The following is a 25,377-nucleotide window of genomic DNA, read 5'->3' on the forward strand; positions in this document are numbered from 1 at the left end:
ATTCCCGGAAGATTAACCGATATCAGGAGCAGATCCCAACTCCGCTCTATTTGCTGTGACACTACAGTATCCTGATGGTTCCAGCATTCCATTAGACCGGACAAAGATAACATGACCTTAACAACGGCTCTATTTATACCCTGAATGAGTCAGGATATTTCTTCGTCAAACAGATGTATCAGGCCCGCGGATGATGCTGCTGATAAAGCTGCTTAAGGCGATAGTTAGCAACATGAGTGTAAATTTGTGTAGTTGACACACTACTATGACCCAGTAATAGCTGTACTGACCTCAGATCAGCACCATGATTCAGCAAGTGCGTCGCAAAGGCATGTCTTAACTGATGAGGGGAAATATCCTTTGCCATGCCTGCACTGAGAGCATACTTCTTAACCCGATACCAGAAAGCCTGCCGGGTCATAAAACCACCTTTTCGGCTGGGAAACAAAACGTCTGGTTCTTCTGAACCAGGCAGATAAGGACGTACATTATTCAGATAAAAAGCCATCTGATCTCTCGCTATCTCTCCCATAGGCACCAGACGTTCTTTTTGTCCTTTACCAGTCACTCTGACCACCCCCTGCTGCAAACTGACCTGTCCGGCCCGGAGAGATACCAGCTCTGTCACCCGCAACCCTGTAGCATACAAGAGTTCAAGCATACACAGATCACGGGATTCAACAGGATCATCCGTATCCGGCTGAGCCAATAAAGTGTCTACGCTATCTTCTGACAGGACACCCGGTAATTTTTTTTCCTGCTTAATACCGGATAGCAGGCTCACCGGATTAACACTTATCAGCCCTTCATCCATCATCCAGTAATAAAAACCTTTCAGAGCACTGACACTTCTGGCAACAGAGCGACTGTTTTTCTTCTGCTCATGCCTGTATTTCACAAATGCCTTTATATGTTCTGTTGTCACATCCTTTAATGAAACCCCGATATCCCTATATACCAGCCAGCTCATAAACTGGCGCAGATCTCTTTCGTAAGACAAAAGAGTATTTTTACTCAGGCCCCGCTCAAGCAGCAGGTAATGCTGAAACTTTTTTGTCAGCACCAGATCTTGTTCAGATAGCGGAATAATGTCTTCAGTATGCTTCACCCTATAGCCCCAGTGCTATTAATGATCCGGACCATAGCAAATTTACTATCAGGACTCATCTTCTGACCAGAAGATCAGAGTAAGATTATGCTCATGAGAAGAGACACATATAGAAGAGCGTGCGCAAAAGAGAAAAGAGAAAAGAGAAAAGGTCAGTATAAAATAAGGGTAGCAAATACTAAAAAAACGGGCCCTGTTAAGGATACCCGTTTTTTCAGCAAGTCGAACTGATACCGAGGATCAGGACAGCTTTTCTTTAATACGAGCTGCTTTACCGCTCAGTTCACGCAGGTAGTACAGTTTAGCCTGACGTACATCACCACGGCGCTTAACAGAAATGCTGTCTACCAGTGGGCTGTAAGTCTGGAAAGTACGCTCAACGCCTACGCCATGAGAAATTTTACGTACAGTGAAAGCAGAGTTCAGGCCGCGGTTACGCTTGCCCAGAACAACACCTTCGAACGCCTGCAGACGCTCACGGCTGCCTTCTTTTACTTTAACCTGAACAACAACAGTGTCGCCAGGACCAAATGCAGGTACTTCTTTACCCATCTGTTCGGCTTCAATAGCCTGAATTACAGAGTTTTTGCTGCTCATTAGCTCGCTCCTAGATTAAAGCCGCTCGACTTGCGCGTTAGCGCGAACCGTCATGATTGCGGATGAATTCTTCCAACAATGCCTGGCGCTCATCGTCCAGGTCGATTCTATCCAGCAAATCTGGCCGTCTTAACCAGGTCCGACCCAGAGATTGCTGGAGGCGCCACCGACGAATGGCTTCATGGTTCCCGCTCAACAGGACATCCGGCACTTGTCGACCATCAATTTCTTCTGGTCGGGTATAATGCGGACAGTCCAGCAGGCCTGATGCAAAAGAATCTTCTTCGGCAGAATCTTCATGCCCAAGCACGCCAGGAACCAGGCGTGAAACGCTATCAATGAGGGTCAATGCGGCCAGTTCACCACCGCTGAGAACATAGTCACCTATCGACCACTCTTCATCAATTAATGTCTCCACAACACGCTCGTCGATGCCCTCATACCGTCCAGCGACTATCACCATTCGCTCACGGGAGGACAGCTCACGCACCCCTTGCTGATCAAGAGGGCGTCCTTGCGGGGACATATAGATCACCTTAGCATCCGGTCCGGCAGCTTGCTTTGCTGCCAGAATAGCATCCCGCAAAGGTTCAACCTTCATCAGCATGCCCGGACCGCCGCCATAAGGACGATCATCCACTGTGCGGTGTTTGTCTGTTGCAAAATCACGAGGATTCCAGAATTCCAGCTGAAGCAGATCTTTCTTAACTGCCCGCCCGGTTACCCCGTACTCGGTAACCGCATCAAACATCCCTGGAAACAGGGAGACAACACCTAACCACACAGTATTATTCTCAGAAGTCCGGATCCCAGTCTACCAGCATAGTGCCAGCAGAGAGATCGACCTCTTTTACTACCTGATCAACCAGATAAGGCAACAAACGTTCTTCGTTGTCTTTGCTATTTTCAGTGCCTTTAATAACCAGCACATCATTAGCTCCGGTATCCATCAGGTAATCAACCCGGCCCAGATTAACGCCATCCACAGTGATTACTGTCAGCCCCACTAACTGGTGCCAGTAATAATCACCGTCTTCCAGATTCGGTAACTGATCTTTGTAAATACGAATCTCAGTACCTGCCAGAGCTTCCGACTGATTACGGTTTTCTACCGCTTTCAGACGAGCAATCAAGCCCTTGCTATGTTTCTGACCTTTACCCAGCGCGAACTCACCAATCGGTTTGCCATCGCGCCATAAAGACCAGTTTTTATACTGGAAGATACCGTCCATCGGGTCGGTATAAGAATAAACCTTGACCCAGCCCTGAAGACCAAAAGGACTTGTAATTTTGCCCAGAACGACAAAATCTGCTTTCTGATCGGACATAAGTCTGTCTTATTCTCTCTTTAAAATGGATTATGCAGCAGCAGCGTCTTTCAGCAGCTTAGCAACACGGTCAGATACAGTTGCACCCTGACCAGTCCAGTATTCAACACGTTCCAGATCAACGCGCAGACGTTCTTCCTGACCACGAGCTTGTGGGTTAAAGAAACCTACACGCTCCAGGAAACGACCGTTACGGGCGCTACGGGAGTTAGTTACAGTCAGATGGTAGAAAGGGCGCTTCTTAGAGCCACCACGAGCAAGACGAATGGTTACCATTGCCTTCAGTTCCTATGTTCGGAGTTCTCAGAATTTCGCTACAGACTTTCGTTATGGCCTTCGGGCCCGAAAGGCGGCATATTCTAAGGGAAAATACCAGCTTTTGGAACCATAAAAGCACAATATTCCACCACAACCTCGATATAATTTACCGGGCCGGGCGGATGCTCAGGTCTGAAAATGTGCCGATATTGTAGGCAGGATGAACAGAAACGCAAGTATAAAAGAGCACGATATCAGTAATAAGCAGATATCCCCCCCTACAAAACAAGATTTTTTGCTGCTATGTCTATGATTTTATTCTGTATCCGGTTCAGAAAAGAAAAAGCAGCTTTAAGCAGCTGCTTTTACAGATTAAAGGGAGAGACAAAACGTGTCAGTGATCAGAAACGAGGCGGGAAACCACCACCGCCGCCGCCCATACCCGGAGGCAGCATTCCACTCATGCCACGCATCATCTTAGACATGCCACCTTTTGACCCCATCTTCTTCATCATTTTCTGCATCTGTTTATGCTGTTTCAGCAAACGATTCAGGTCCTGAATCTGCAAACCAGAGCCTGCACAGATACGACGTTTACGGGAACCTGAAATCAGATCCGGCTTACGACGCTCTTCTGGTGTCATCGAGTTAATCAGAGCTTCCAGTTTGCCCATCTCTTTCTCTGCAGCACCGCTTTTGGCAATTTCAGAAATTTGTCCCATACCTGGCAGCTTATCCATCAAGCCAGCCATACCACCCATTTTTTTCATCTGCTGAAGCTGATCACGAAAGTCTTCCAGGTCAAATCCCTTGCCTTTCTTAACTTTTTTCGCCAGCTTCTCAGCTTTGTCCTTATCAATCTTCTGCTCTGCTTCTTCAATCAGAGACAGAATATCCCCCATACCCAGAATACGGGAAGCGACACGATCCGGGTGGAACGGCTCTAAGGCATCAACCTTCTCGCCCATACCCATAAACTTGATCGGCTTGCCGGTAATATGACGTACCGACAACGCGGCACCACCACGGGCATCACCATCCGCTTTGGTCAGGATCACACCGGTCAGAGGCAAGGCATCATTAAAGGCTTTAGCGGTATTCGCAGCATCCTGACCTGTCATAGCATCAACCACAAACAGCGTTTCAGCCGGATCAACAGATGCATGCAGATCTTTGATCTCATCCATCATGTCAGCATCAACGTGCAGACGACCGGCGGTATCGACAATGACTACATCGAAGAATTTGATCTTAGCATGAGCAATAGCGGCCCTGGCGATATCAACCGGCTTTTGATCTGCGCTACTTGGGAAGAACTCGGTCTCAACTTCACCAGCCAGGGTTTCCAGCTGTTTGATCGCTGCAGGACGGTAAACGTCAGCAGAAACCACCAGCACCTTTTTCTTCTCACGTTCTTTCAGATAGCGGGACAGTTTGGCTACAGAAGTGGTTTTACCCGCACCCTGCAAACCCGCCATCAGGATAACAGCCGGAGCATTAGTATTCAGGCTCAGCGATTCATTCGCTTCGCCCATAATAGCTTCCAGTTCCTGTTGCACAATTTTTACAAACTGCTGACCGGGGCTAAGGCTTTTGCTGACTTCCTGCCCAACCGCGCGCTCTTTCACCTTTTCAATAAAGGCTTTCACTACTGGCAGGGCAACATCAGCTTCCAGTAATGCCTTGCGTACTTCACGCAGAGTATCTTTGATATTGTCTTCGGTCAGTTTCGCCTGACCTGTGATCGAACGCAGGGTTTTCGAAAGGCGATCGGTTAAGTTTTCAAACATCCACACATCCTCATGGCCAGACCGACTCAGCAAGTCGGGCCGTTGCATTCAGAACCAGAACAATCCGGCACAGATAAATTGGTCAATTAAAGACATTATAACCAGTCCAGCCCTCTGGCATCTATGGGCAAGTGTAAATACAGTTTATCGTGCAGGGCATGAGCAGACACGGCAGGCCATATTGTTGCTTTATAATAGCCGGGATAAATCCCGGCAATAGCTCTGCCAGGCAGGTGCAGGCATTAACGCAATCAGTTACTATTAAGCTTTCCTGGCGAGTTACCTGAAAAAGACACCGAATCAGATAACAATAACCCGCCTCGACAGTTCATCAATTCAGGATACCGGACATCATATGGACGCTATCGCATTAGCTCTGATTGCTATTGTATTTTACCTGGCGGCAACCTCTTATCAGTGGATGACACTGAAACAAAAAGCACCTGTCCGCCCCGCACTGATTCAGTTACTCGGTTGTGCAGCCATACTTAATCATGGCCTCAGTGTATGGTTAGCCATTTTCCAGTTGGATGGCGTTCATCTTGGGCTAAGTGAGATGGGATCTCTGGCTACTTTTACTATCAGCCTGATACTGATCCTCAGCAGTCTGAAAAAACCGGTGATGAACCTGACAATTGGCGTATTCCCCATGTCGATGCTCGCGCTGTTATTTGCAATATGGGGGCCGATATCTGGTCCCAGCGAGATGCCTCATGGCCTTTTAAGTCACATTATGACTTCCCTGGTCGCCTATAGTCTCATTGTTATTGCTGCCTGTCAGGCTATGCTGGTTGCCGTTCAGAACTATCAGCTGAAGCATAAGCAGACCCGTGGTATTATTCAGGTACTTCCTCCTTTGCAGACTATGGAGCGCCTGCTGTTTGAGCTGATCTGCTTTGGCCTAATGGCGCTGACCATTGCAATTCTGACCGGATTTATTTTCATCGAAAATCTGTTTGCTCAGCATCTGGCACATAAAACTGTACTGACTTTAATGGCCTGGGGCGTTTTTGCTGTTTTACTGGCCGGCCACTACTGGATGGGCTGGCGAGGCATGACGGCAGTTCGCTGGACTCTGGGAGGAGCTACCCTGTTAGTCATGGGGTATTTTGGCAGCAAAGTCGCGCTGGAAGTACTGATCAACGGCGGATAATACACAGAACTGCTCAGATCCGCTTGACACGCTGAAGCGAAATCCCTAAAAAGTAGTTCACAGTACAGTTAAGGAAAATAGCACTCTTGAACGACACCCCTCTAGGCATCCTGTTTGGCCTGCTTGCATTTCTGATTATATGCTCCGGTTTCTTCTCCAGTTCAGAAACCGGGATGATGTCGATTAACCGTTATCGACTGAGCCATAAAGCCAAAAATAAGGATAAATCGGCACTTCGGGTCAGCCGGTTACTGGAACGTCCGGATCGTCTGATTGGCGTCATTCTGATTGGCAATAACTTTGTCAATATTCTGGCATCCTCTATCGCAACGATCATCGCCATTCGCTTATATGGTGATGCCGGTATCGCTATTGCTACGGCATTGCTGACACTGGTCATTCTGATCTTTGCAGAAGTCACTCCGAAAACTCTCGCCGCCATGCATCCCGAGCGTGTCGCTTATCCGGCCTCGTTGTTGCTGACTCCCCTGCTTAAGATCATGTATCCCCTGGTCTTTATGGTTAATGTTATTACCAATGGTCTGCTGCGTCTGATGGGCATCAATCAGAATGACAGCAGCAATGATCAGCTGACCCCGGAAGAGTTACGTACCGTTGTGCTTGAATCAGGTTCGATGATTCCTCGCCGGCATAAAACCATGCTGCTGAGTATTCTGGATCTGGAGTCTATGACCGTAAACGATATCATGATTCCACGGCATGAAATCCAGGGGATTGATCTGGATGACTCAATGGACAGTATCATGCAGCAACTACAGAGCTGCCGCCACACTCGCCTGATACTGTACAAAGGAGACATCAATAACGTACTGGGCATTCTGCACATGCGTCATGCTTCCCGCTTTATGGCCAGGACAGAACCGGCGAAAGAGGATTTACTGGCAGAAGCCAGAGAACCTTATTTCATCCCGGAGACAACCCCTTTGCAGACACAGCTATTGCATTTCCAGAAATTACAGCGACGTATTGCCATCGTTGTAGATGAGTACGGAGATGTCATGGGCATCGTGACTCTGGAGGATATTCTGGAAGAGATCGTAGGCGATTTTACCTCGCCGATGAGTGGGCATAATGATGAAATTCAGCCAGAGCCACCTTCAGCAGAAGCAGAGACAGATGAGCCTCAGAACTTCATTGTTGATGGTACAGCCAGTATCCGCGACATCAATAAATCTCTGGACTGGGCGCTACCTGTTGATGGTCCGAAAACCCTGAATGGTCTGATCATGGAACAACTGGAATCCATTCCAGAGGCCCATGTTTGTCTGCGTATTGATGACTACTATCTGGAAACCACTGAGATTCAGGGTAATCTGGTACAGAAAGTCCGTTGTTGGATGACCACATCATCCGAGAAAGAATAAGCTCCCGGCTTCACCTGCTACGCATGGATCAGGCCATGCATAGCAGGATATTCCCTCTGACTATCAATCCACCACTGTAACTATCAACCCACCACTGAACGATCCTGTAAAAAGCCTGCCATCGCTTTATAAGCGTCATCGCAAACTTCAGGCACCATACTCTCCAGATTAAGAAAGGCATGCAGCATACCAGGATACGTCAGCAGTTCTGAGTTAAAACCTGACTGACTGACCTTCTCATGAAATAAGGCCGCTTCATCCCTCAGAGGATCAAAACCGGCATTAATGACCAGAGTATCCGGAAAACTCTCCGGCAAAGGCATTTCCAGTGGCGAGATGGATAAAGGTTCTGCTCTATCCTGCAGGTAGTGATCAAAGTACCAGCGCATCCGTTCAGCCGTCAGCATATAACCATCCGCAAACTCACGTACCGAAGGCGTGATCATCCGATAATCCAGGCTGGGATAAATCAGTACCAGTTTTTTGGGCCGAATAACACCTGGAGCCGGTTGCAGACAGATCGTCGCAGCCATCGCGCCTCCTCCGGAATCGCCAACCAGAGATAACTTCAGGGTATTCGGATCAAAATCCAATTCATCTGCTAAACCGGGTAAAGCATCCAGAACGGAGCGTACATCGTCAATTCCGGCTGGCCAGGGATGTTCAGGTGCCAGCCGGTATTCAATGCTTAAAACAGGCTGATAACTATGTCGGGCAAGGCGTCGGCAAATTGGATCATATACCTCAACACTGCCAGCCATATGTCCACCACCATGAATGAACAGAATTAACTGATTCAGAGGTTTACCTTCACCTGACTCAGAATCACAATAATATCGCAGTGGGATAGAATGAGAGGCCGTGGTTATTTCCAGATCTTTCACCACCAGAACTTCAGGCCCTGAGGTCACGTAACGCTGCGTTAGCCCGGCCAGAGCCTGTCGCGCAGTTTCTGGTGTCGGCTGAATACCTGCAACTTCCAGCTCAGCCAGCATCTGATGAAATTTAACTCTCCAGCCTTCAAGATTCGGATGTACACTGACTACGGACATAAAATATCCTTTTCTTTTGTGAATACCTTGTCTCTCGGTTCATATTGTGAGCTGATGATTTCATTGCCACTAACAGAGATTGCGGCGACATCATGCATATATAAACTTCAGAGCGGTAATATCCTGAACTTTAACCGCTTCATCGAATGTTCCACCCAAACGCTTTACCAGCTTAAGCGCCGGTTTATTATCCGGATGGACGACACTGATCAAAGGGTTATCCACCCCACAATTTCCATACCACTTCATGATACTTTCAGCCGCTTCTGAAGCCAGCCCTCTTCCCTGATAATCCCGGCATAACATCCAACCCAGTTCAGGGCCAAACCAGCCGGGAGGATTATAAATCCCGGCTCGTCCGATCACTCTTCCGGATACTTTGTCTTCTAATGCCCAAAGCCCCATACCCGCCAGTTGCCAGTGTCCCATCAGATAAGCCAGGCTTTGCCAGGCCATTTCACTATTCAGTGGTACGCCATCAGCAACATACCGGACCACCTCCGAATCAGATACCATAGCGATATAATCATCCAGATCAGCAAGCATAAACCCTCTGATCATCAACCGCCTGGTTTCAAGTACCGGAACGCCTGCTACAAAATCATCACTCATACCGTTCACTTTATTTACTTGTTCTGACAATCTTCTTACTCTTTCATATCATAACGGTCTTAATCAACTCTGATCTGCCGTTTTCTCTGCCGGTTATAAATTGATAATTCCACCAGGAAAATACTTTTGAACACCTCTGCGCCAACATCTGCAAATACACTAAGATACCGCTGCTACCAGCTGCTGGATGGTGAGCATGCCACCAGCTTAGCAGGCCGACTGGTTAATGGCTTCATTATCACCCTGATTGTTGTAAATGTGGTGGTGGTCATTATTGAATCTATTCCTGAAATCAACCAGCAATATTCAGACTGGTTCAGACTTCTGGAGATCTTCTCTGTCATTATTTTCACTCTGGAGTACCTGACCCGGCTATGGATCAGCCCGGAAAATCCGAGATTCGGAGAAGGATTCAGAGGACGTCTGCGCTACATGCGTAGTCCTATCGCTATTGTTGACCTGATTGTTATTCTGCCATTTTATCTGTCGCTGTTTATCAGTATTGATCTGCGTTATCTGCGCCTGTTGCGATTACTTCGCTTACTAAAACTATCACACTATATCCGCAGCATGGATGTCTTCATCAAAGTGGTAACATCAGAGCTGGCCTCACTGGCTTCTGCTGTATTTGCCGTTCTGGTGCTTGTCGTCCTGGCCGCTTGTCTGATGTTTACTCTGGAGCACCAGGCTCAGCCCGAGGCTTTTAAAACCGTACTTGATGCTATCTGGTGGGCTGTTGTTACCATGACAACCGTTGGTTATGGTGATATCACTCCGGTTACCGCAGGAGGCAAAATTCTGGCCATTACCATTATGCTGCTGGGCGTCGGTACCGTCGCCCTGCCTGCAGGGATGCTGGCTGCCCGCTTTTCAGAAGAATTACAAAACAGGAAGTCCTCTCTGACTGCTGAAGTAATCAATGCACTGGAGGATGGTGAACTAACCGATCATGAACAGCATATTCTGAAACGTCTTAGCCATCAGTATGGTATATCCGATGATGAATTGAATCAGATCATCCGTAATCAAAGGCTGGAACTGGGACACAAAATTCATTGCCCTCATTGTGGAAAAAGCCTGTTTGAATCCCCGGATCAAAAAGCAGACAATCCACATCAGGCCTCAGCAGGAACGACAGATTAGTGGAACAGCATCTGATTTATATTCATGGTTTTAACAGCTCTCCATTTTCATGGAAGGCGCGCCTGTTGGCTGAAAGTATCCGTATTAACAAACTTCAGGTGCACTTCCATTGTCCTGAACTCAGTCACTGGCCAGATCAGGCGATGCAGACATTGACAGAGCTAATCAATACTCTTCAGGGAAATATTACCCTGATCGGCAGCTCTCTTGGAGGCTTTTACAGCACCGCTCTGTTGAAGCACTACGCAGGCATCAAAGCCATACTGATTAACCCTGCTGTAGCACCCCACACTCTGCTGGCGGACTATCTGGGGCCGAATCAGAACATGTATACCGGGCAGAAGTACGAACTGACACAGCAGCATATGCAGCAACTTCTGCATTATTATCTGCCTGATCCGGTAAATACTCAGGATATTAAAGTCTTTTTGCAGACTGAAGATGAAACTCTTGATTACCGTCAGGCACTGCATTATTACCGATCCTGCGAGCTTGATATTGAACCCGGAGGTAATCATGGTTACGAAGGGTTTGAACGTCGCCTGAAGGATATCTATCAATATGCAGGTCTGCAGCTGCCTGATCCTCTGATTCAGCCTCAGCTGCAAGAAGAGAAATAAAAACTAAACGCAGACATTGATGACCTGAACTGACACGAAAAGACACTTCAGCCCGTCACGGATTATCAGGTAAGATAATGAGAAAGTTTAAACTCGCTGGAACGGAGTCGATTGATGGCTATCAGCAACTCAGATTATGTAGAACGGATCTTCAACGCGATTCTGTTACGAGATCCTACGGATGATGAAAATACCCGATGGGTTACAGAACTGGATCAGAATCTGACCACACCAGCAGGTCTGGTACTACTCGGCGCTGAAACAACCGAGTTTCTGACGATCAGTCTGCCTCTGGCACAGATATATCTGAGCGCCTTTGGCTCAATGCCAGATCGGGAAGAATTGCTTTTCTGGGGCAATATTTACCGCACAGGAGCTTCGCTGTCACAGATTGCCGAAACCTTTCTCGCCTCTGATGAATTTTCAAACCAGGGAGAGTTATCTACCGGGGAGGCGATTGCACAGCTGTATAAAAATGCAACCGGAGGCACGATATCCTCATCCCTGCAAACCGCTTATCTTAACGCCCTGGAAGAAGAAACCATGACAGCCGGGGAAGTTGTCATGCAAATCGCCGCTCAGGGGGATGCTCTCCAGTCAGGTCTGGGCATGGTTTATGCCGCATTATTTGAAGAAGCACCAGAAAGTAGTGATCTGTCTTCTCTGTCTAATGACACCCGTACAGCAGTAGCGGAACTGTTCGAGAAGTTTACCGAACAGAATACCACCACAGAGCCAGAGCCACCTACAGGAACCTACGAGTCAGAAGGAAAATTAGTTCTGGAGGAAACCCTGACAGGTGACCTCGTCATTGACCTTCAGAGCCTGGCTATTTCAGAAGATGATACTGCTATCACAATCACCTCTGGCAGTCTGAGCGATGTCACCCAGACAGACGCCCGCTCACTGCTTGAAGCGGTTATCACGTATACAGGTACGGATAATGCCGACATCTTTTACGCCAGTAATGCAGGAAATACAATTCGAGGCTATGACGGAAATGATGCATTCACTCTGAACTCAGGTGTGGATACCGTTATATTTGAAACCGACTCATCAGCCAATGGCCAGGACACCATCACCAATTTTAAAATTGGGACAGGCGGTGACAAACTGGACTTTTCCAATCTGTTAAACGTGCCTGATGCCCAGAATGCTATTATCACAGCAACAGCAGGAAGCGGAAACGTAGGTTGGGATAATGGAGATATCCTGGTCGTTAATGGCTTCAGCCTGGACTCTACAACTGAAATAGCCACTTTATTTACAGACGGCACATTCACAGCACCTACTGCATCGTCCAAGTCTGTCGTTATCAGTGCGGATATTGTAGGAGATGCCAGTATCTGGCTGGTTGTTAATCAGACGGAGACCACCAGTATTGAAGCGACTGAAGTCAATAAAATTGCAACGCTGACCGGTGTGAATAATCTTTCGCTACAGCCATTTACCTCAGATAACTTTGTATTACCTGTAAGCATCACTGATGATACGGTAGCCTGATCCGCACATAGCAGCAGTGAAGCTTACCGGAAGCTTCACTGCTTTATCTTAACAATCAGAATCAGTCTAAAAGAAGTCCGGACTTAAAACCTGAAAATTACCAGTAAAACCAATATCTTCCAACGCTTTCAGATTATCCTGCAACATTGATGACTGGTATAAAAGGTCACCTTTTGACTTAAAAGCATCCCCATCAACCTGATCAATATAATAATCCAACTCATCAACACCTGGCGTTTTCCCCCAGGTTTGCTCGTATATTCGTTCAATTTTCTGATCAGAATCCAACCAGGGTAAATAGTAATCCAGCAACAAGTCTCCTAATTGCCAGGCTTCCAGGTTGTCTTCCATCATTAATGAAAGCCACTGCCCTAAGGTTTCGGAGTCAGCTTCTTTCCCTGTCAGACGATAGTACATTGAGTATATGGTATGTGTGTCGCCTCCGGGACGAGTATCAAATACCACGTAAGCATCATTCAATTCCAGATGATCAAGCCCTGTAAAATATTTCTGACCATATGCAGTAACCAGGCTGAAATCACCATCAGGCTCCAGCTCATAATCAGAAATGTCAGTCAGATTCACAGGCATAATTGCTCTGGAGAAACCATTTCCGGTAATCAGGAGATCGTCACCGGCAATCTCATTAAAAATAATATCTCCGTTAAAATCACTTTTCAGCTCAATTCTCTGGTTAACAGAAGACTGTTTGATATATTCAGAATCCACTTCAGGCTTTACAACAGCTAAGGCCCCCATCGCTGGTTTATCACTCACCGACAGAGAAGAAATAATAAGTGCTGTATCATTTTTACTATCCAGAGAGTCCTGGACCAGAATATCTAACTGACTGGCACCGGGTTCAATCGGAATTGTCAGATTTAAGATCTCTGAAACCCCATCATATTCTATTGGAAAATCCCCGGAGGTGTTTGACCTTATATAGCCAGACCCTGCTGCAAATAATTCCTGCGCGTGCAGATAGTCTTCCCCGTTCACAGAAATAGTTATCAAGTCGGTATATTCTGTACCGGTAAATTCAGGATACTCATCAGAAGCAAGCACCACATCCATTGATAATGAACGACTACTTTCATCAACATCAACAACCAGGCTAAGTTTTGTTGCATCTGCAGATGCAGTATCAACAGCACCTCCGGCATTTGAGTCAATCCACTGGTAAAAAGAGTAGCTGAATGCCTCGGAAGTATTTTCCTGTCCGGGTTCAGCAGAGCCTGTAGATAGAATTAAACCAGCGGCACCTAACGCAGAAAGCCCATTATTATAGAACCCCAGGCTTGATACTCCATTGACGGGTTCTTCACTACCCCGGTAAACGTAATCATCAGCAGCCATCCCATATTGATAAGCAACAGAGAGGAGATTAATATCCCCCTCCACCAGAGCCTGGACTAACTGAGTATCAGTATGTGTATCTGAAGAAAAGGATATAAAAGGCAGAGAAGTCATAGTGCTCTCCGGTTTATCACCGAATCAGTATGCGACAAAAGAAGTTAAACAACTCAAAACATAGAGCTACAAGCTATTATCGACTAAAAGTCGACGTTCTGAAGCTATATTCTGATTGTACCACTGTTTACAGAGAATCCACCCGAAAAGTACAGTCGCTCGCAAAATATCTCAGGTTTCAGATGGCATCAGCATAAAACGATATGCATATCCCATTGGCGCGCTCCCTACACTAATGAGAGTTGCAGAAGAAGGACAAGTAAAGCAGCCTTTGGCAATGAGTATTAATCCATTGCCAAAAGCTTAGAGGCTCAAGAATTAATTGACTGCAGCCTGACGGAACAGATCATCATATGCCTGAACTTTATCCCGGGTCAGAGTGCCCGTTTCAAGATGAAGCCTGAGGTTAGCCAGCAGATACTGGTTCAGTGTTTCAGCATAACGTAACTGAGTATCAACCAGGGTTGTGCGTGCATCCAGAACATCAACCTGAGTACGCAGGTTCAGAGAGTGCCCCCTAATTGCAGCATCCAGATACAGCTGGCCGGATTCACTTGATTCACTCAGCGCAGCCAGACGCTCATTCAGGCTGCTCATACGAGAGTATGCCAGACGAACCTGCTGATAAGCTTCTGATTCAATATACTCGGTGCGCGCCTGCTCAGCATTCAGCCGGGCATCAGCCTGACGAATCGCAGCCTGGGTTTTCCCCCCCTGATAGAGAGGTACGTTCAGCTCAACCTGAGCAACCAGATCTTCTCTCTTACGCTGAAAGTCATCAGAATGGCGATCCATATAACTCAGATTCAGATTCACCGTTGGATAGTGTCCGGCATTTCGCGTTTTGACATCCAATTCAGACTGACGGATCTTTGATTCAGCGGCCAGCACACTGCGATTCAGCTTAACTTTCTCAAGCCACTCAGACTCACTGCCTAAAGGTGGGTTGTATTCCACTTTATGGCCATTTTCTACCCAGTCAGCCGGAACCGTGTAACGCTCACCGGTCATATTCTCCAGCAGCGTTTCGGCATCACTCAGATGGCTCTGAGCCTGAAGAAGATCTGAACGCGCCAGATCACGACGGGCTTTTACTTCCAGTACATTAAGCTGATCACCCACTCCCAGAGCAAACTCACGCTCCACCTGAACCAGATTGGCTTCCAGCGCTGCCAATTTCTCTTTATTCAGGAAAACCTGTTGAGCACCAAGCAGCACAGCCAGATAACGCTCAGCCAGACGGTAAGTCAGATCCTGTTCTGCCCGTTGGTAGCGGTAATCTGCGCCATCCACAAAAGACTGAACGCTCTTATATTCGTAATAACGCCCCAGATCAAATAAAGGCTGACGCAAGCTGACCTGCCAGGTAGAGTCATTCAGCTTACCTGTCGACCGTGCCAGGTCATCGTTATAATAACCAGCATTATCCGGATCGGTGTAAACGTTATCGGAGTCTTCGTAACGGTGACTGGCAGAGAAAGTAATACTCGGCAACAAATTTCCTTTAGCCAGCAGGACTTCTTCTTTATCCGCCTGAAAAGTCATATATGCGACTCTTAATTCAGGGTCATGCTGCATTGCTGCCTGCAGAGCTTGCTCTAATCCAGCCTCTTCTATGGCCATAGCCGCTGAGCTGGACAGTGCCAGTCCGACGGCAATAGCGCCCATGCGAGGTCTGAAAGTTGTTGCCAGCTGGCTTAACATTTTGTCTTTCAGGTACATCAATTATTTCTCCTTCAGACTACGCGCAAAACCATCCATGATCGGCTTTAACAGGTAGCTGAACATGGTTCTTTCTCCCCTGCGGATCATTACCTCTGCTGGCATACCCGGCTTCAGCTCCATATCCTCATTCATATCGGCATAGCCTTGATCTGTCACTCGGATACGGGCCAGATAATAAGGCATACCGTCACGTTCATTCACCAGACGGTCTGCAGAAACATGAACAACCTCACCTTCAATCACCTTCGTCACTCGCTGATTAAAGGCTGAGAAACGAATGTCTGCCAGCTGCCCATTGTAAAGATCAGTAATATCCTGAGGCATCACTCTGGCCTCAACAACAAACTTATCTTTCTCCGGCACCAGATCCAGCAGAGTCTGACCGGAAGGCGCTACACTACCAATAGTATGTACCTGAAGATCAACCACAATACCCCGCTCAGGAGCACGGATAGTAGCACGGCTTAATCGATCCTCAGCAATGTGCAACCGCTCCTGAAGATCAAAATAATCCCCCTGAATCTGCTTAATACGCTCACCAACTTGCTTCAGATAATCCTGCTTACGCTGCGCCTGTTGCAGATCTGTCTCTGTTGCCTGTATTTTCAGGCGAGCTATTTCAGATTCATTGCGAGCCAGTTCATTTTTCTTCTGCAAGACCTGGCGATTCAGCTCACGAGCACGCTGACCATCCCCAAGACCTTCTTCAAACAAGGTTGTGAACGCTTTTTCTTCTGTTTCCAGGGATTTAATCTGTGCTTTCAGAATAGGCTTCTGCTGCTCCAGGCCAGATACTTGCTGATTAATCTGGCTGATTCTGGATTCCAGCGCTTTCTGCTCCTGCATAAAAGCGCTGACACTGGCTTTATGCAGCTGCCTTTGCTGTTCCAGTACATCAGCAATATCGTTGTCTTTGCTTGCTTCATCTTTCAGGTTCTGCCCGAACGTCAGATCATCGCTGAAGCTTTGCTCTGCTCTCAGACGTTCCAGCTCAGCCTGTGTGGACAACAAACGTTTACGGGTTGCCTCCCTCTCTGACTCAGACTGTGTAGTATCCAGCTGAATAAGAGGGTCTCCGGCAGAAACCAGATCGCCGTTTCTGACATAGATATTTTTAACGATACCGCCTTCATAATGCTGGATAGATTTGCGATAACTATCCACCATCACTTCACCGGCAGAAATCAGTGCACTGCTTAACGGTGCCAGTCCGGCCCAGGCCGAAAAACCACCCAGGGTGATCAGAAGAAATAAAATCCCCGCCCGGATATAACGTTTATCATTAACCGGAACATCTTCTGAGTGCTCTACCACAGGCTGAGGGGAAGCCTCTGCCGGGGTAGTGTCCTGACGCTTAGCCAGTGTTTTGCTTTCACTGTCGGCCAGGCGTTCACTATCGCCTTCAATTACGTTTTTATCGCTCATTGTACTTCTCTGCTAACCGGATATACCGGTTTAATCTGTCTGCTCGCTGGCCCGACATCCAATTCAGGCCGGGATCATTCACTGAAACACACTTATAACACTCAGCCTTTCGCCGCCTGAGCAGGCATCGGAGCGTTACCTGCTTTTTGTTGTGCCAGGTGCTTCATTACATCATCTTTTGGTCCGAACAGCTGAACCTGTCCGTCCTTCATAACCAGCAATTTATCAATATTTTTCAGAATGGATGGCCGGTGGCTAACGACAAACAATGTTGCACCATCCTGTTTCAGCTGCTGCAGTGTTCTGGATAAAGCCTGCTCACCCTGATCATCCAGATTAGAGTTAGGCTCATCCAGTACGATCACTCTTGGGTTACCGTATATTGCACGAGCCAGACCAATACGCTGACGCTGACCACCAGACAAGGCACCCGAATTACTGCCAATCACAGTGTCATAAGCATTGGGCAGTTGTAGAATCATTTCATGTACACCCGCTTTTTTAGCGGCTTCTACCACCATTGCCGGATCAACATCACCAAAACGGGCAATGTTTTCGCTAACGGTGCCATCAAACAACTCGATATCCTGAGGCAGATATCCCAGGTGCGGACCAAGCTCATCGCGGTTATAGTGTTGTACATCCGCGCCATCAATACGTACCGTACCATTGGCTGCTGGCCAGATTCCCAGCAGTGCCCGCGCCAGCGTCGACTTACCCGCAGCACTAGGACCGACAATACCAATATGCTCACCAGGCGGAACACCAAACTGAGCACCACGAACGGCCGGAGCACGGGAGCCAGGAGGAATGACAACCAGGCCTTCAACGGTTACAGTACCCTGAGGGTCAGGCAAAGGCATTTTGCGTTGCTTCGATGGAATCGCGATCAAAAGTTCGCTCAAACGACCATAAGCCGAACGGGCAGAGTTAAAACCATTCCAGCTGTTAATCATCAGATCCAGAGGAGCCAGAGCACGTCCCATCAGAATGGAACCGGCAATCATCATACCCGGAGACATTTCATTAATAACCACATAGTAAGCCCCTAGTCCCAGAATCATTGACTGGAACATCATACGCAGGACTTTACTCATATTACTGAAGGTGCCGGCCATATCACTGGCTTCAGTCTGCTTACCCAGGAAACTCTGATACTGTTTATACCAGCGTCCCATAATACCAGGCAGCATACCCATAGCATGCAGCACTTCAGAATTACGCAGATTGTTATTCGCCAGGGCGTTAGCCTTCACACTCTCGCCACTGGCCTCTTTTAAACGTTCACGCGTCGTGCGCTCATTCAGAATGGCTACGGTGAACAGAATCACACCTGCGCCAATTGCAAACCAGCCAAAGGCCGGATGGAACAAGAACAACAAACCAATATAGATGGGCATCCAGGGCGCATCAAAAAAAGCGAACAGGCCATTACCTGTCATAAACTGGCGTATACTGGTCAGGTCATTCAGAGGCTGGGCCGATCGTTGAGCCGGGTTTCTGACCCCCATCTCAAACATAGCGGCATAAACTCTCTGGCTGAGATAACGGTCAATCTGGTTACCGACACGGACCAGAATACGAGAACGAACCCACTCCAGAGTCCCCATCACCGCAAACATAAAGACCATAATAATGGTCAGAAATGCCAGAGTTTCTAAGCTTCGGGAAGCAACAACCCGGTCATAGACCTGCAACATATAAAGTGGCGCAGTCAGCATCAGTAAGTTAATGAACAAACTGAAAAAGCCTGCTGCGATAAAGCCTCGTTTGCTTGCTTTTAAAGCACCTCTAAGGTCTTCGGCTACTTTTGATTCACTCATGATTGGCTCGGTTAATATTATAAATTCGGGTTCAGCCCTGGACGTACCCAGACAGACACCGGAGAATCAGGGGATCAGACCTGATATCATTTCCACCAGAAATCGGGCGTTTAATGCAAGCAGGGCAAAATTTCAAAACTCTGCAGATATTCTGTCAGCAAAGCCTTCAAATAAGATAATTAAGGCGCAGCATGCTAGCACCTTTAAACACTTACCTGCAATATGGAGACAAAAGTCAGGAAAACAAGACCCTGTTTGCGTAGCTTTCGCGATTTCCGGATGATTACCCAAAGGCAAGAATATCAGGCTAATCCCTTTAAATTCCTGAGAAAAGTCACAATAAAAGAAACCAGCTCACAGCACCAGATCAAAAATGCTGATAAAACGTATCAGAGCGATGTGAGCTGATACATTCAGACAACAAAGGCTGATCAGGCCTGAATGATGACAGATTATGACCGGTCAATTAAAACGCGTTACAACGGAATATATTAACTTTGAAGACAGAATCAGGCTCAACGGCCTTACTCCGAATGGCACTGTATCTGTCTGGTTAACCCAGAGGCTCTGCAATAATCTGGTGAAGAACCTGATCGCATGGCTGGAAAAAACGATGTCAGAAATGCCAGACATCCTGCAACACAATATGCAGAGTTTTGCTCAGCAAAGAGCCCATTGTTCCCAACAGCAACAGGCTGCATCAGAACAACCCGTCAGGCCGGATAATGAAATCAATAAGCATAAATCCTGGCTGGCTTTTTCTATCAGTCTTCAGACAGCACCTCATGCCGTCAGACTGATCATTTCAGATCTGGCAGAAACTGAAAGCATTGAATTCAGTATGGAAGCCCGACAGCTCAGACAGTGGCTGAATATCCTGTACAAAGGCTACAGTCAGGCTAACTGGCCTGATGATATGTGGCCATCATGGATGATTGCCTCATCCGAGAATACGCTACCCAATGAGCAGGCTGTACATTAACACTAACAAAAACTTTGCATTACATCAGAATCGGAGAAGACGATGCCTCGCTATATACCTATTCAACGCAATCTGCACCAGAGCTCTGGCTGGAAAGCTCAGCAAGAGTTCAGCTTTGCCACAGAAATGGCTCTGGTTCCACTATTAGTAGAAGAACTCAGTAATGCATTACCACATATTGCCATTGCTTTTTCAGAAAACAAGCAAACACGATCAGGCTATGAAATGGTTGGTATTCAATCTCTGCAACCAGGTAAAAACCTGCTGATTCATCCAGATGGGCGTTGGATGGGAGGCTATATCCCTGCGTTTTATCGCAGCTATCCTTTTTCCTTGTTGCAAGAAGAAGGTACGGATAACCTACATTTGTGTATCGATACTGACAGCACGTTGTTTCACGAAGTTATCGAAGATGGCGATACTCCTCTGTTAACAGAAGACGGATCTCCCTCTGAGAAAGTAAAAGAAATCATCAACTTTCTTCAACACTGCCATGCGAATAGGAACCTGACACAAAAACTATTACAGGAGTTGAAAGAAGCGGAACTGATTACTCCCTGGAACATTGAAATAAAACAACCAACAGCCGATGGTGAAGCGGAGAATGTCCCTGTTACTGGATTATTTACAATCAATAAAAAAGCTTTGGAAGAGCTGGCACCAGCGACTCTGTCAGCTCTGAATAAAAGCGGTGCACTACCTCTGGCTTATTGCCAGATCATGTCAGAACCAAGATTGAAAAACCTGTCTGCCTTTTACAGACTACATGAAAAGGTTGCAAAACAAAAAGCACAACACGCTCAGATTCAGATAACTAATCTGGATCATATATTCGGTGAATCAGAGGATGAAGACGATGTTTTCAAATTCTGATATTCTCCTATGCAGGTTGTAGCGCACCCTATCATTTAACTAAATGCACTAAGGAAAAATCATGTCTAAAATTAATATCGATGGCAAAGATTACGATCTGAATACCTTGCCGGAAGAGGCTCAGAAGCAAATTCTTTCGTTGCAGGTTTGTGATCAGAAAATCAGAAACACAGAACAAGAGCTTGCTATCCTTCAGACTGCGCGTAATGCATACGCCTTGGCTCTAAAAGGACAACTACCAGAATAATACAGTAAAGAAAGCATAAACAGTGCTGAATATTAATCTATTCTTTCGAGTCTGTAACCATTCAACTTGTCTCAACTATTCGCCACCTTGACGGATAGTTGATATCTGCCAGTCCATGCGTAGAAGCAGATATTGAAGAGAATGACTCAACAACCGCCTACTTCAGTAGGTAGTTGTTGAGTTTTTATCGTATGCATTGATAGATATATCTATGCTATACAATCACTTTGTTGTTAGCCTGAAATATCAAGCCTTTTCTCATATGGAGCAGCATTATGTCTAACGAAACCTATATTGTTCAACGTGGTATAGCAGGCCGGGGGGATGGCAATGACGTATACGTCCTGTCTGCTCACCTGATTGATAGCAACGCCAGTATCATGATTACAGACACCTTGGGCTCAAATAGCATTCAGCTGATTGGCGGGCTAAGTATTACCAGTTCAAAAATAGCCAGCAACACTCTTTTACTGGAGCTGAGCAATGGCGCATCTGTTACTGTACTAGATGCTGAGAGCATGAACTATATCATCGGTGGCGACCCTGTAATTGGCCTTCATGGTGTCGATAAAACATTTTCCACTTTTACTAACGATATCCTGGGACAAACAGTACCGGTCAGCGGTCTGGTTAATGGAGGAGCTGCAGAGATAAACAGCAATGGCACTGCGGTTGTAACACCCCCAGAAGACACTGATAGTCATGAATCTTCTGACTTTCTGGTTCAGGCACAAGCTAAATCAAATACAAATTCAGGTACAGGCACAGTACCTGTCACGGGCGATAGCCCGGCCCTGGAATCCGGTGACTACTGGAGCGGCAGCACAATCACTTACTCTTATAACACCACTGAGCCAGCAGACTATGCCAGCCAGAACCTTTCAGGGTTTATTGCTTTTCCCGATGCAGCGAAAACCCCTGTGGTTGAAGCATTTAATGATATTGAAACCTTTACTGCATTAACTTTCAATCCGGTATCCGTTGATGGTGATATCGAATTTAATGCCGTTGAACAATCCGGCAGTACCGATGGTTTTGCATTTTATCCTGGCTCGGGTATTGGTGGTGATGTTTTTCTCAACAATGATTACACCACAACGGAACAGTATGCTGCAGGCGGTTCTCCGTATTTCACCCTGATACATGAAGTGGGTCATGCGATGGGCCTGAAGCATTCCTTTGAAGACGGTGCCACTTTACCGGCAGACGAAGAAAATACCTCTCACTCCGTTATGTCCTATACCAATGTATATGACAGCAGTATTGAATTTACTCTGGTCGGTAACTCTATTAACTCACAACAGGTGCGGGATCATAACACCACGGGCTACTCTCTGTATGATGTGATGGCGCTCCAGGCCGCATACGGAGTTAACAGCACTCATAATAATACCGATACCACTTACACCGTTAAATTCGGTACAACAGTGCAGGAAGTACTCTGGGATGCCGGTGGTACAGATCTCATTGACGCATCACAGGCAACCGGAGTCTGTACAGTAGACCTGAGAGAACAGACGTTCTCATCCATTGATGTCAAGGATGCGGCCACTCAGGCAGCAGAGAAAATTACCGAAATGGGGATTACCAGCCAGACTTTCATCGACTTTATTAATCAGCAATATACCAATATCGATAACCAGAACGAACTCTATACCGGTGAAATGAACCTGGCCATCTCTAAGGGTGTCATTATTGAAAATGTCACCACAGGCAGTGGCAATGACCGTGTTCAGGATAACTCCGTTGATAACACCATCAATACCGGAGCCGGTAATGACACTATTCTTCTGACAGAAGGAGGATTTGATACCGTTGATGGTGGTACAGGAACCGATACCGTTCAGCTGAATATCGCATCCTCTGCGGCACAGGTCGAAAAACAGAATGATGGCAGCTACGTGGTGTTAGCTGATAACTTCGCCGCACAGTTAACCGGTGTAGAGAACCTGCAATTTACCGACACCACCACAACCCTGGTCTGATACCAGACCCGCTTTCTCTCGTAATACGGATAAATACCAATCAGAGGAAAGCCTGTGTGGCTTTCCTTTTTAACCCGGTGCTGACGACTCAGCAGGCAAAACAATGTCACAATCAGTGTCATCATCAAGCTGGCATAATAATGCCTGTTTCAATGCTTTCCGGGCCGGATCATCACCATGCACCAGACGAATCTGCCTCGGTTTTTCACGCATTCTGCGCACAAAGTTTACCAGATCCTTCTGGTCCGCATGAGCGGAATAACCAGACAATCGAACCGCTTCTGCCCTGATAGAATAACGCTGACCATCCAACAATACCCAGCCTCCGACAGGGGCATATTTCAGAATATCGGCACCCGGCGTTCCTCTTGCCTGATATCCGGTAAACAGAACCTGATGCCTGGTATCCCCCAGCATTGCCTTCAGATAGTTCACAATACGTCCTCCGCTGACCATACCACTGGCGGCAATCACCACAGCAGAGCGATGACTTTTATGAAGATATTGCACCGTTCTGAGATGCTCATCATGACGATCAACGGTATATAAAGCATCAAAACTCAGGGGATGTCGCCCCCTCTGAACCCGTTGCCGGGCCTCACTGTCCCACCAGACTTTCAGTTGCCGGTAAGCCTCTGTAAAGCGGGCTGCCAGAGGAGAGTCAACGATAATCTGTAACTGTTTTAAAGGCGATTCAGGCCCGGCCCGATGAATAATATCTTCCAGCTCATACAATAACTCCTGCGTTCTTCCGATACTGAAGGCAGGTATAATCAAGTGACCCTTTTTATTCAATGCGGCTTGTGCGTATTGTTGCAACTGATAACGCCGGTCCCGGCGGTGCTCATGCAGACGATCACCGTAGGTGCTTTCCAGCACCAGAATATCAGCACGATAAGGCGAACGAGGGGCAGGTAACAAAGGCGACCAGGGTGCACCAAGATCACCAGAAAAAACAACCCGTATATTGTCAGTGTTTTCTCTGCTTGCAGACTCTGATCCTCGTCCACCATTGATCGGAACGCATCGGTTATCTCCGCCAGCAAACAGATCGGCTTCAACATAGGCAGAACCCAGAATATGGCCCGCTCTTTTTAATCTCAGTCTAGCCGGTAAGCCAGATACTACCGGAATCTGATACCAAACCTTATAGGGTAAAACGACCAGCTGATTCTGTACCTGATCCAGAAATCGTTCGATCAGCTTTTTATCCCGTGTAAAGCCTATTTTCAGAGCATCTTCAATGACCAGAGGTAATAATACGGCAGACGGTGGCGAGCAGATAATCGGCCCCCGAAAACCTGCTGCCAGTAAATACGGCAAGCGCCCGATGTGATCAATATGTACATGAGTCACCACCATAGCCCGAACAGACTCAACAGGAAAATTGATCTTCAGCTGATCAAAACTATTATCGCCATTGCTGGCTTCCTGCCCCTGAAACAGGCCACAATCAACCAGAATGGAGTTATTCTGATCGATCCAGAGCTGATGGCAGCTACCTGTGACGCCTGAAGCACCACCACGGTGAGTAATAACCGGGTAATCCATATATCCTCCCTGATATAAAATATTCTGATATATCCATCCTGGATATTAAATATTAGAAATAACCTAACAAAAAGTATAGCGATAATTCTCGAAGGATAAAATAGAAATACAAAGAAAATGGTTTTACTGAAACTAAGAGAGACAAATGTACTGATTCACTTCAGTGATCAATACACTGAAGCTCAAAATATGCCGTAAATGTCTTGAACGGATCAGTTATGGCAGATACCCGCTCGACACGAATCCAAAAAGCGGGGGGGTTACTCTTTTATCAATAATTTTAGCCACCAAAACCACCTTAATGGAGAAATTCGTCTCTGGCCTTTTGAACCTGCTCTTCAGTCACCTGCAATGCTTCCGCTATCTGCTTATCTGCAAGACCCAGCTTAAGCAAGGTGGCAATTCCTATACGCTTTTCCTCCTGGGCTTCAGCCTGAGCCTGTTTATACCCTTCTTCCTTAGCTTCCACTATAAGGGTTGCCTCATCGTGTAACGCTCTTTCCCGCACAAATGCTAAGCGCTTCTCTTCTTCATCTGCACTTAACTCTCTGATACGGCCTATCGCCTGCTTGACTGGCTCATGGGTAATATTGAACATCAGTGCATCCTCCTGCCAATGTTCAAAAAAGGTAATCCATGCTTTCAGCGATTCAGAATCAGTGGCTAGCCGATCTGCTTTCTTAAGTTCGATAATATTCAGCTGGAGCTGATCACTCAGAACCACCGCCGGAATCTGCTGATCCCGCA

The 25,377-nt window shown here is 46.9% G+C and carries 23 protein-coding genes; 9 read left to right on the forward strand and 14 right to left on the reverse strand.

Going from position 1 to position 25,377, the window contains the following annotated elements; all coding sequences use genetic code 11:
• Positions 1 to 178: 178 nt before the first annotated feature.
• The 6 genes from xerD to ffh form a co-directional block, all read right to left on the reverse strand.
• On the reverse strand, positions 179 to 1,108 hold the full coding sequence (xerD, locus tag H4O21_RS01485; RefSeq protein ID WP_182807058.1) for a site-specific tyrosine recombinase XerD: 930 nt from the start codon (positions 1,106 to 1,108) through the stop codon (positions 179 to 181).
• Between the two features lie 240 nt (positions 1,109 to 1,348).
• Complete coding sequence (gene rplS, locus H4O21_RS01490) at positions 1,349 to 1,705, reverse strand: 50S ribosomal protein L19 (protein ID WP_182807059.1); 357 nt, start codon at positions 1,703 to 1,705, stop codon at positions 1,349 to 1,351.
• Positions 1,706 to 1,742: 37 nt separating this feature from the next.
• The gene (gene trmD / locus H4O21_RS01495) at positions 1,743 to 2,489 is read right to left on the reverse strand and encodes a tRNA (guanosine(37)-N1)-methyltransferase TrmD (protein ID WP_182807060.1); all 747 of its coding nucleotides are present in this window, start codon (positions 2,487 to 2,489) and stop codon (positions 1,743 to 1,745) included.
• 10 nt (positions 2,490 to 2,499) lie between these two features.
• Positions 2,500 to 3,033 carry a ribosome maturation factor RimM gene (gene rimM, locus H4O21_RS01500; protein WP_182807061.1) on the reverse strand — a complete coding sequence of 178 codons (534 nt, stop codon included), beginning with the start codon at positions 3,031 to 3,033 and terminating at the stop codon, positions 2,500 to 2,502.
• A 30-nt stretch (positions 3,034 to 3,063) separates the two neighbouring features.
• On the reverse strand, positions 3,064 to 3,309 hold the full coding sequence (rpsP, locus tag H4O21_RS01505; RefSeq protein ID WP_182807062.1) for a 30S ribosomal protein S16: 246 nt from the start codon (positions 3,307 to 3,309) through the stop codon (positions 3,064 to 3,066).
• 383 nt (positions 3,310 to 3,692) lie between these two features.
• Complete coding sequence (ffh, locus tag H4O21_RS01510) at positions 3,693 to 5,081, reverse strand: signal recognition particle protein (protein ID WP_182807063.1); 1,389 nt, start codon at positions 5,079 to 5,081, stop codon at positions 3,693 to 3,695.
• Between the two features lie 355 nt (positions 5,082 to 5,436).
• Here ffh and H4O21_RS01515 point away from each other — a divergent pair, with 355 nt between their 5' ends.
• On the forward strand, positions 5,437 to 6,234 hold the full coding sequence (locus H4O21_RS01515; RefSeq protein WP_182807064.1) for a cytochrome C assembly family protein: 798 nt from the start codon (positions 5,437 to 5,439) through the stop codon (positions 6,232 to 6,234).
• Positions 6,235 to 6,320: 86 nt separating this feature from the next.
• Positions 6,321 to 7,619 carry an HlyC/CorC family transporter gene (locus H4O21_RS01520; RefSeq protein WP_182807065.1) on the forward strand — a complete coding sequence of 433 codons (1,299 nt, stop codon included), beginning with the start codon at positions 6,321 to 6,323 and terminating at the stop codon, positions 7,617 to 7,619.
• An 83-nt stretch (positions 7,620 to 7,702) separates the two neighbouring features.
• Here H4O21_RS01520 and H4O21_RS01525 read toward each other — a convergent pair whose 3' ends face one another.
• Together H4O21_RS01525 and H4O21_RS01530 are read right to left on the reverse strand one after the other, a co-directional pair.
• Entirely contained in the window at positions 7,703 to 8,671 is a 969-nt protein-coding gene (locus H4O21_RS01525) for an alpha/beta hydrolase (RefSeq protein ID WP_182807066.1), read from the reverse strand.
• A gap of 90 nt (positions 8,672 to 8,761) precedes the next feature.
• Positions 8,762 to 9,313, reverse strand: a complete 552-nt coding sequence (locus H4O21_RS01530; RefSeq protein WP_182807067.1) for a GNAT family N-acetyltransferase — start codon at positions 9,311 to 9,313, stop codon at positions 8,762 to 8,764.
• A gap of 96 nt (positions 9,314 to 9,409) precedes the next feature.
• Here H4O21_RS01530 and H4O21_RS01535 point away from each other — a divergent pair, with 96 nt between their 5' ends.
• From H4O21_RS01535 to H4O21_RS01545, 3 genes are all read left to right on the forward strand, one after another.
• Positions 9,410 to 10,426 (forward strand): potassium channel family protein, encoded by a 1,017-nt coding sequence (locus H4O21_RS01535; protein ID WP_182807068.1) that lies wholly within the window; start codon positions 9,410 to 9,412, stop codon positions 10,424 to 10,426.
• Positions 10,426 to 11,046 (forward strand): YqiA/YcfP family alpha/beta fold hydrolase, encoded by a 621-nt coding sequence (locus H4O21_RS01540; protein ID WP_182807069.1) that lies wholly within the window; start codon positions 10,426 to 10,428, stop codon positions 11,044 to 11,046. The genes H4O21_RS01535 and H4O21_RS01540 overlap by 1 nt, the downstream gene beginning before the upstream one ends.
• A gap of 114 nt (positions 11,047 to 11,160) precedes the next feature.
• A complete protein-coding gene (locus H4O21_RS01545) occupies positions 11,161 to 12,549 on the forward strand; it encodes a calcium-binding protein (RefSeq protein ID WP_182807070.1) in 1,389 nt (462 codons plus the stop codon).
• Positions 12,550 to 12,615: 66 nt separating this feature from the next.
• Here the strand turns inward: H4O21_RS01545 and H4O21_RS01550 are convergent, their stop codons facing one another.
• From H4O21_RS01550 to H4O21_RS01565, 4 genes are all read right to left on the reverse strand, one after another.
• Positions 12,616 to 14,019 carry a choice-of-anchor L domain-containing protein gene (locus tag H4O21_RS01550; protein ID WP_182807071.1) on the reverse strand — a complete coding sequence of 468 codons (1,404 nt, stop codon included), beginning with the start codon at positions 14,017 to 14,019 and terminating at the stop codon, positions 12,616 to 12,618.
• 318 nt (positions 14,020 to 14,337) lie between these two features.
• A complete protein-coding gene (locus H4O21_RS01555) occupies positions 14,338 to 15,741 on the reverse strand; it encodes a TolC family outer membrane protein (RefSeq protein ID WP_182807072.1) in 1,404 nt (467 codons plus the stop codon).
• A 3-nt stretch (positions 15,742 to 15,744) separates the two neighbouring features.
• Positions 15,745 to 17,169, reverse strand: a complete 1,425-nt coding sequence (locus H4O21_RS01560; RefSeq protein ID WP_182807073.1) for an HlyD family type I secretion periplasmic adaptor subunit — start codon at positions 17,167 to 17,169, stop codon at positions 15,745 to 15,747.
• 101 nt (positions 17,170 to 17,270) lie between these two features.
• Positions 17,271 to 18,992: a type I secretion system permease/ATPase gene (locus H4O21_RS01565; RefSeq protein ID WP_182807074.1), complete on the reverse strand. Its 1,722-nt coding sequence runs from the start codon at positions 18,990 to 18,992 to the stop codon at positions 17,271 to 17,273.
• Between the two features lie 454 nt (positions 18,993 to 19,446).
• On the opposite strand from H4O21_RS01565, the gene H4O21_RS01570 reads away from it, so the two are divergent.
• From H4O21_RS01570 to H4O21_RS01585, 4 genes are all read left to right on the forward strand, one after another.
• A complete protein-coding gene (locus H4O21_RS01570; protein ID WP_182807075.1) occupies positions 19,447 to 19,974 on the forward strand; it encodes a hypothetical protein in 528 nt (175 codons plus the stop codon).
• A 42-nt stretch (positions 19,975 to 20,016) separates the two neighbouring features.
• Positions 20,017 to 20,847: a SapC family protein gene (locus tag H4O21_RS01575; protein ID WP_182807076.1), complete on the forward strand. Its 831-nt coding sequence runs from the start codon at positions 20,017 to 20,019 to the stop codon at positions 20,845 to 20,847.
• A 61-nt stretch (positions 20,848 to 20,908) separates the two neighbouring features.
• Positions 20,909 to 21,094 (forward strand): DUF6447 family protein, encoded by a 186-nt coding sequence (locus H4O21_RS01580; RefSeq protein WP_182807077.1) that lies wholly within the window; start codon positions 20,909 to 20,911, stop codon positions 21,092 to 21,094.
• A 275-nt stretch (positions 21,095 to 21,369) separates the two neighbouring features.
• Positions 21,370 to 23,079 (forward strand): matrixin family metalloprotease, encoded by a 1,710-nt coding sequence (locus tag H4O21_RS01585; protein ID WP_182807078.1) that lies wholly within the window; start codon positions 21,370 to 21,372, stop codon positions 23,077 to 23,079.
• 69 nt (positions 23,080 to 23,148) lie between these two features.
• Here H4O21_RS01585 and H4O21_RS01590 read toward each other — a convergent pair whose 3' ends face one another.
• Both H4O21_RS01590 and H4O21_RS01595 read right to left on the reverse strand, forming a co-directional pair.
• Positions 23,149 to 24,630 (reverse strand): MBL fold metallo-hydrolase RNA specificity domain-containing protein, encoded by a 1,482-nt coding sequence (locus H4O21_RS01590; protein ID WP_182807079.1) that lies wholly within the window; start codon positions 24,628 to 24,630, stop codon positions 23,149 to 23,151.
• 298 nt (positions 24,631 to 24,928) lie between these two features.
• Positions 24,929 to 25,377 (reverse strand): PD-(D/E)XK nuclease family transposase (locus tag H4O21_RS01595; RefSeq protein WP_182807080.1); only part of this gene is annotated, 449 nt, incomplete at its 5' end.

This window comes from Oceanospirillum sediminis (assembly GCF_014164585.1).
GTDB lineage: Bacteria > Pseudomonadota > Gammaproteobacteria > Pseudomonadales > Halomonadaceae > Oceanospirillum > Oceanospirillum sediminis.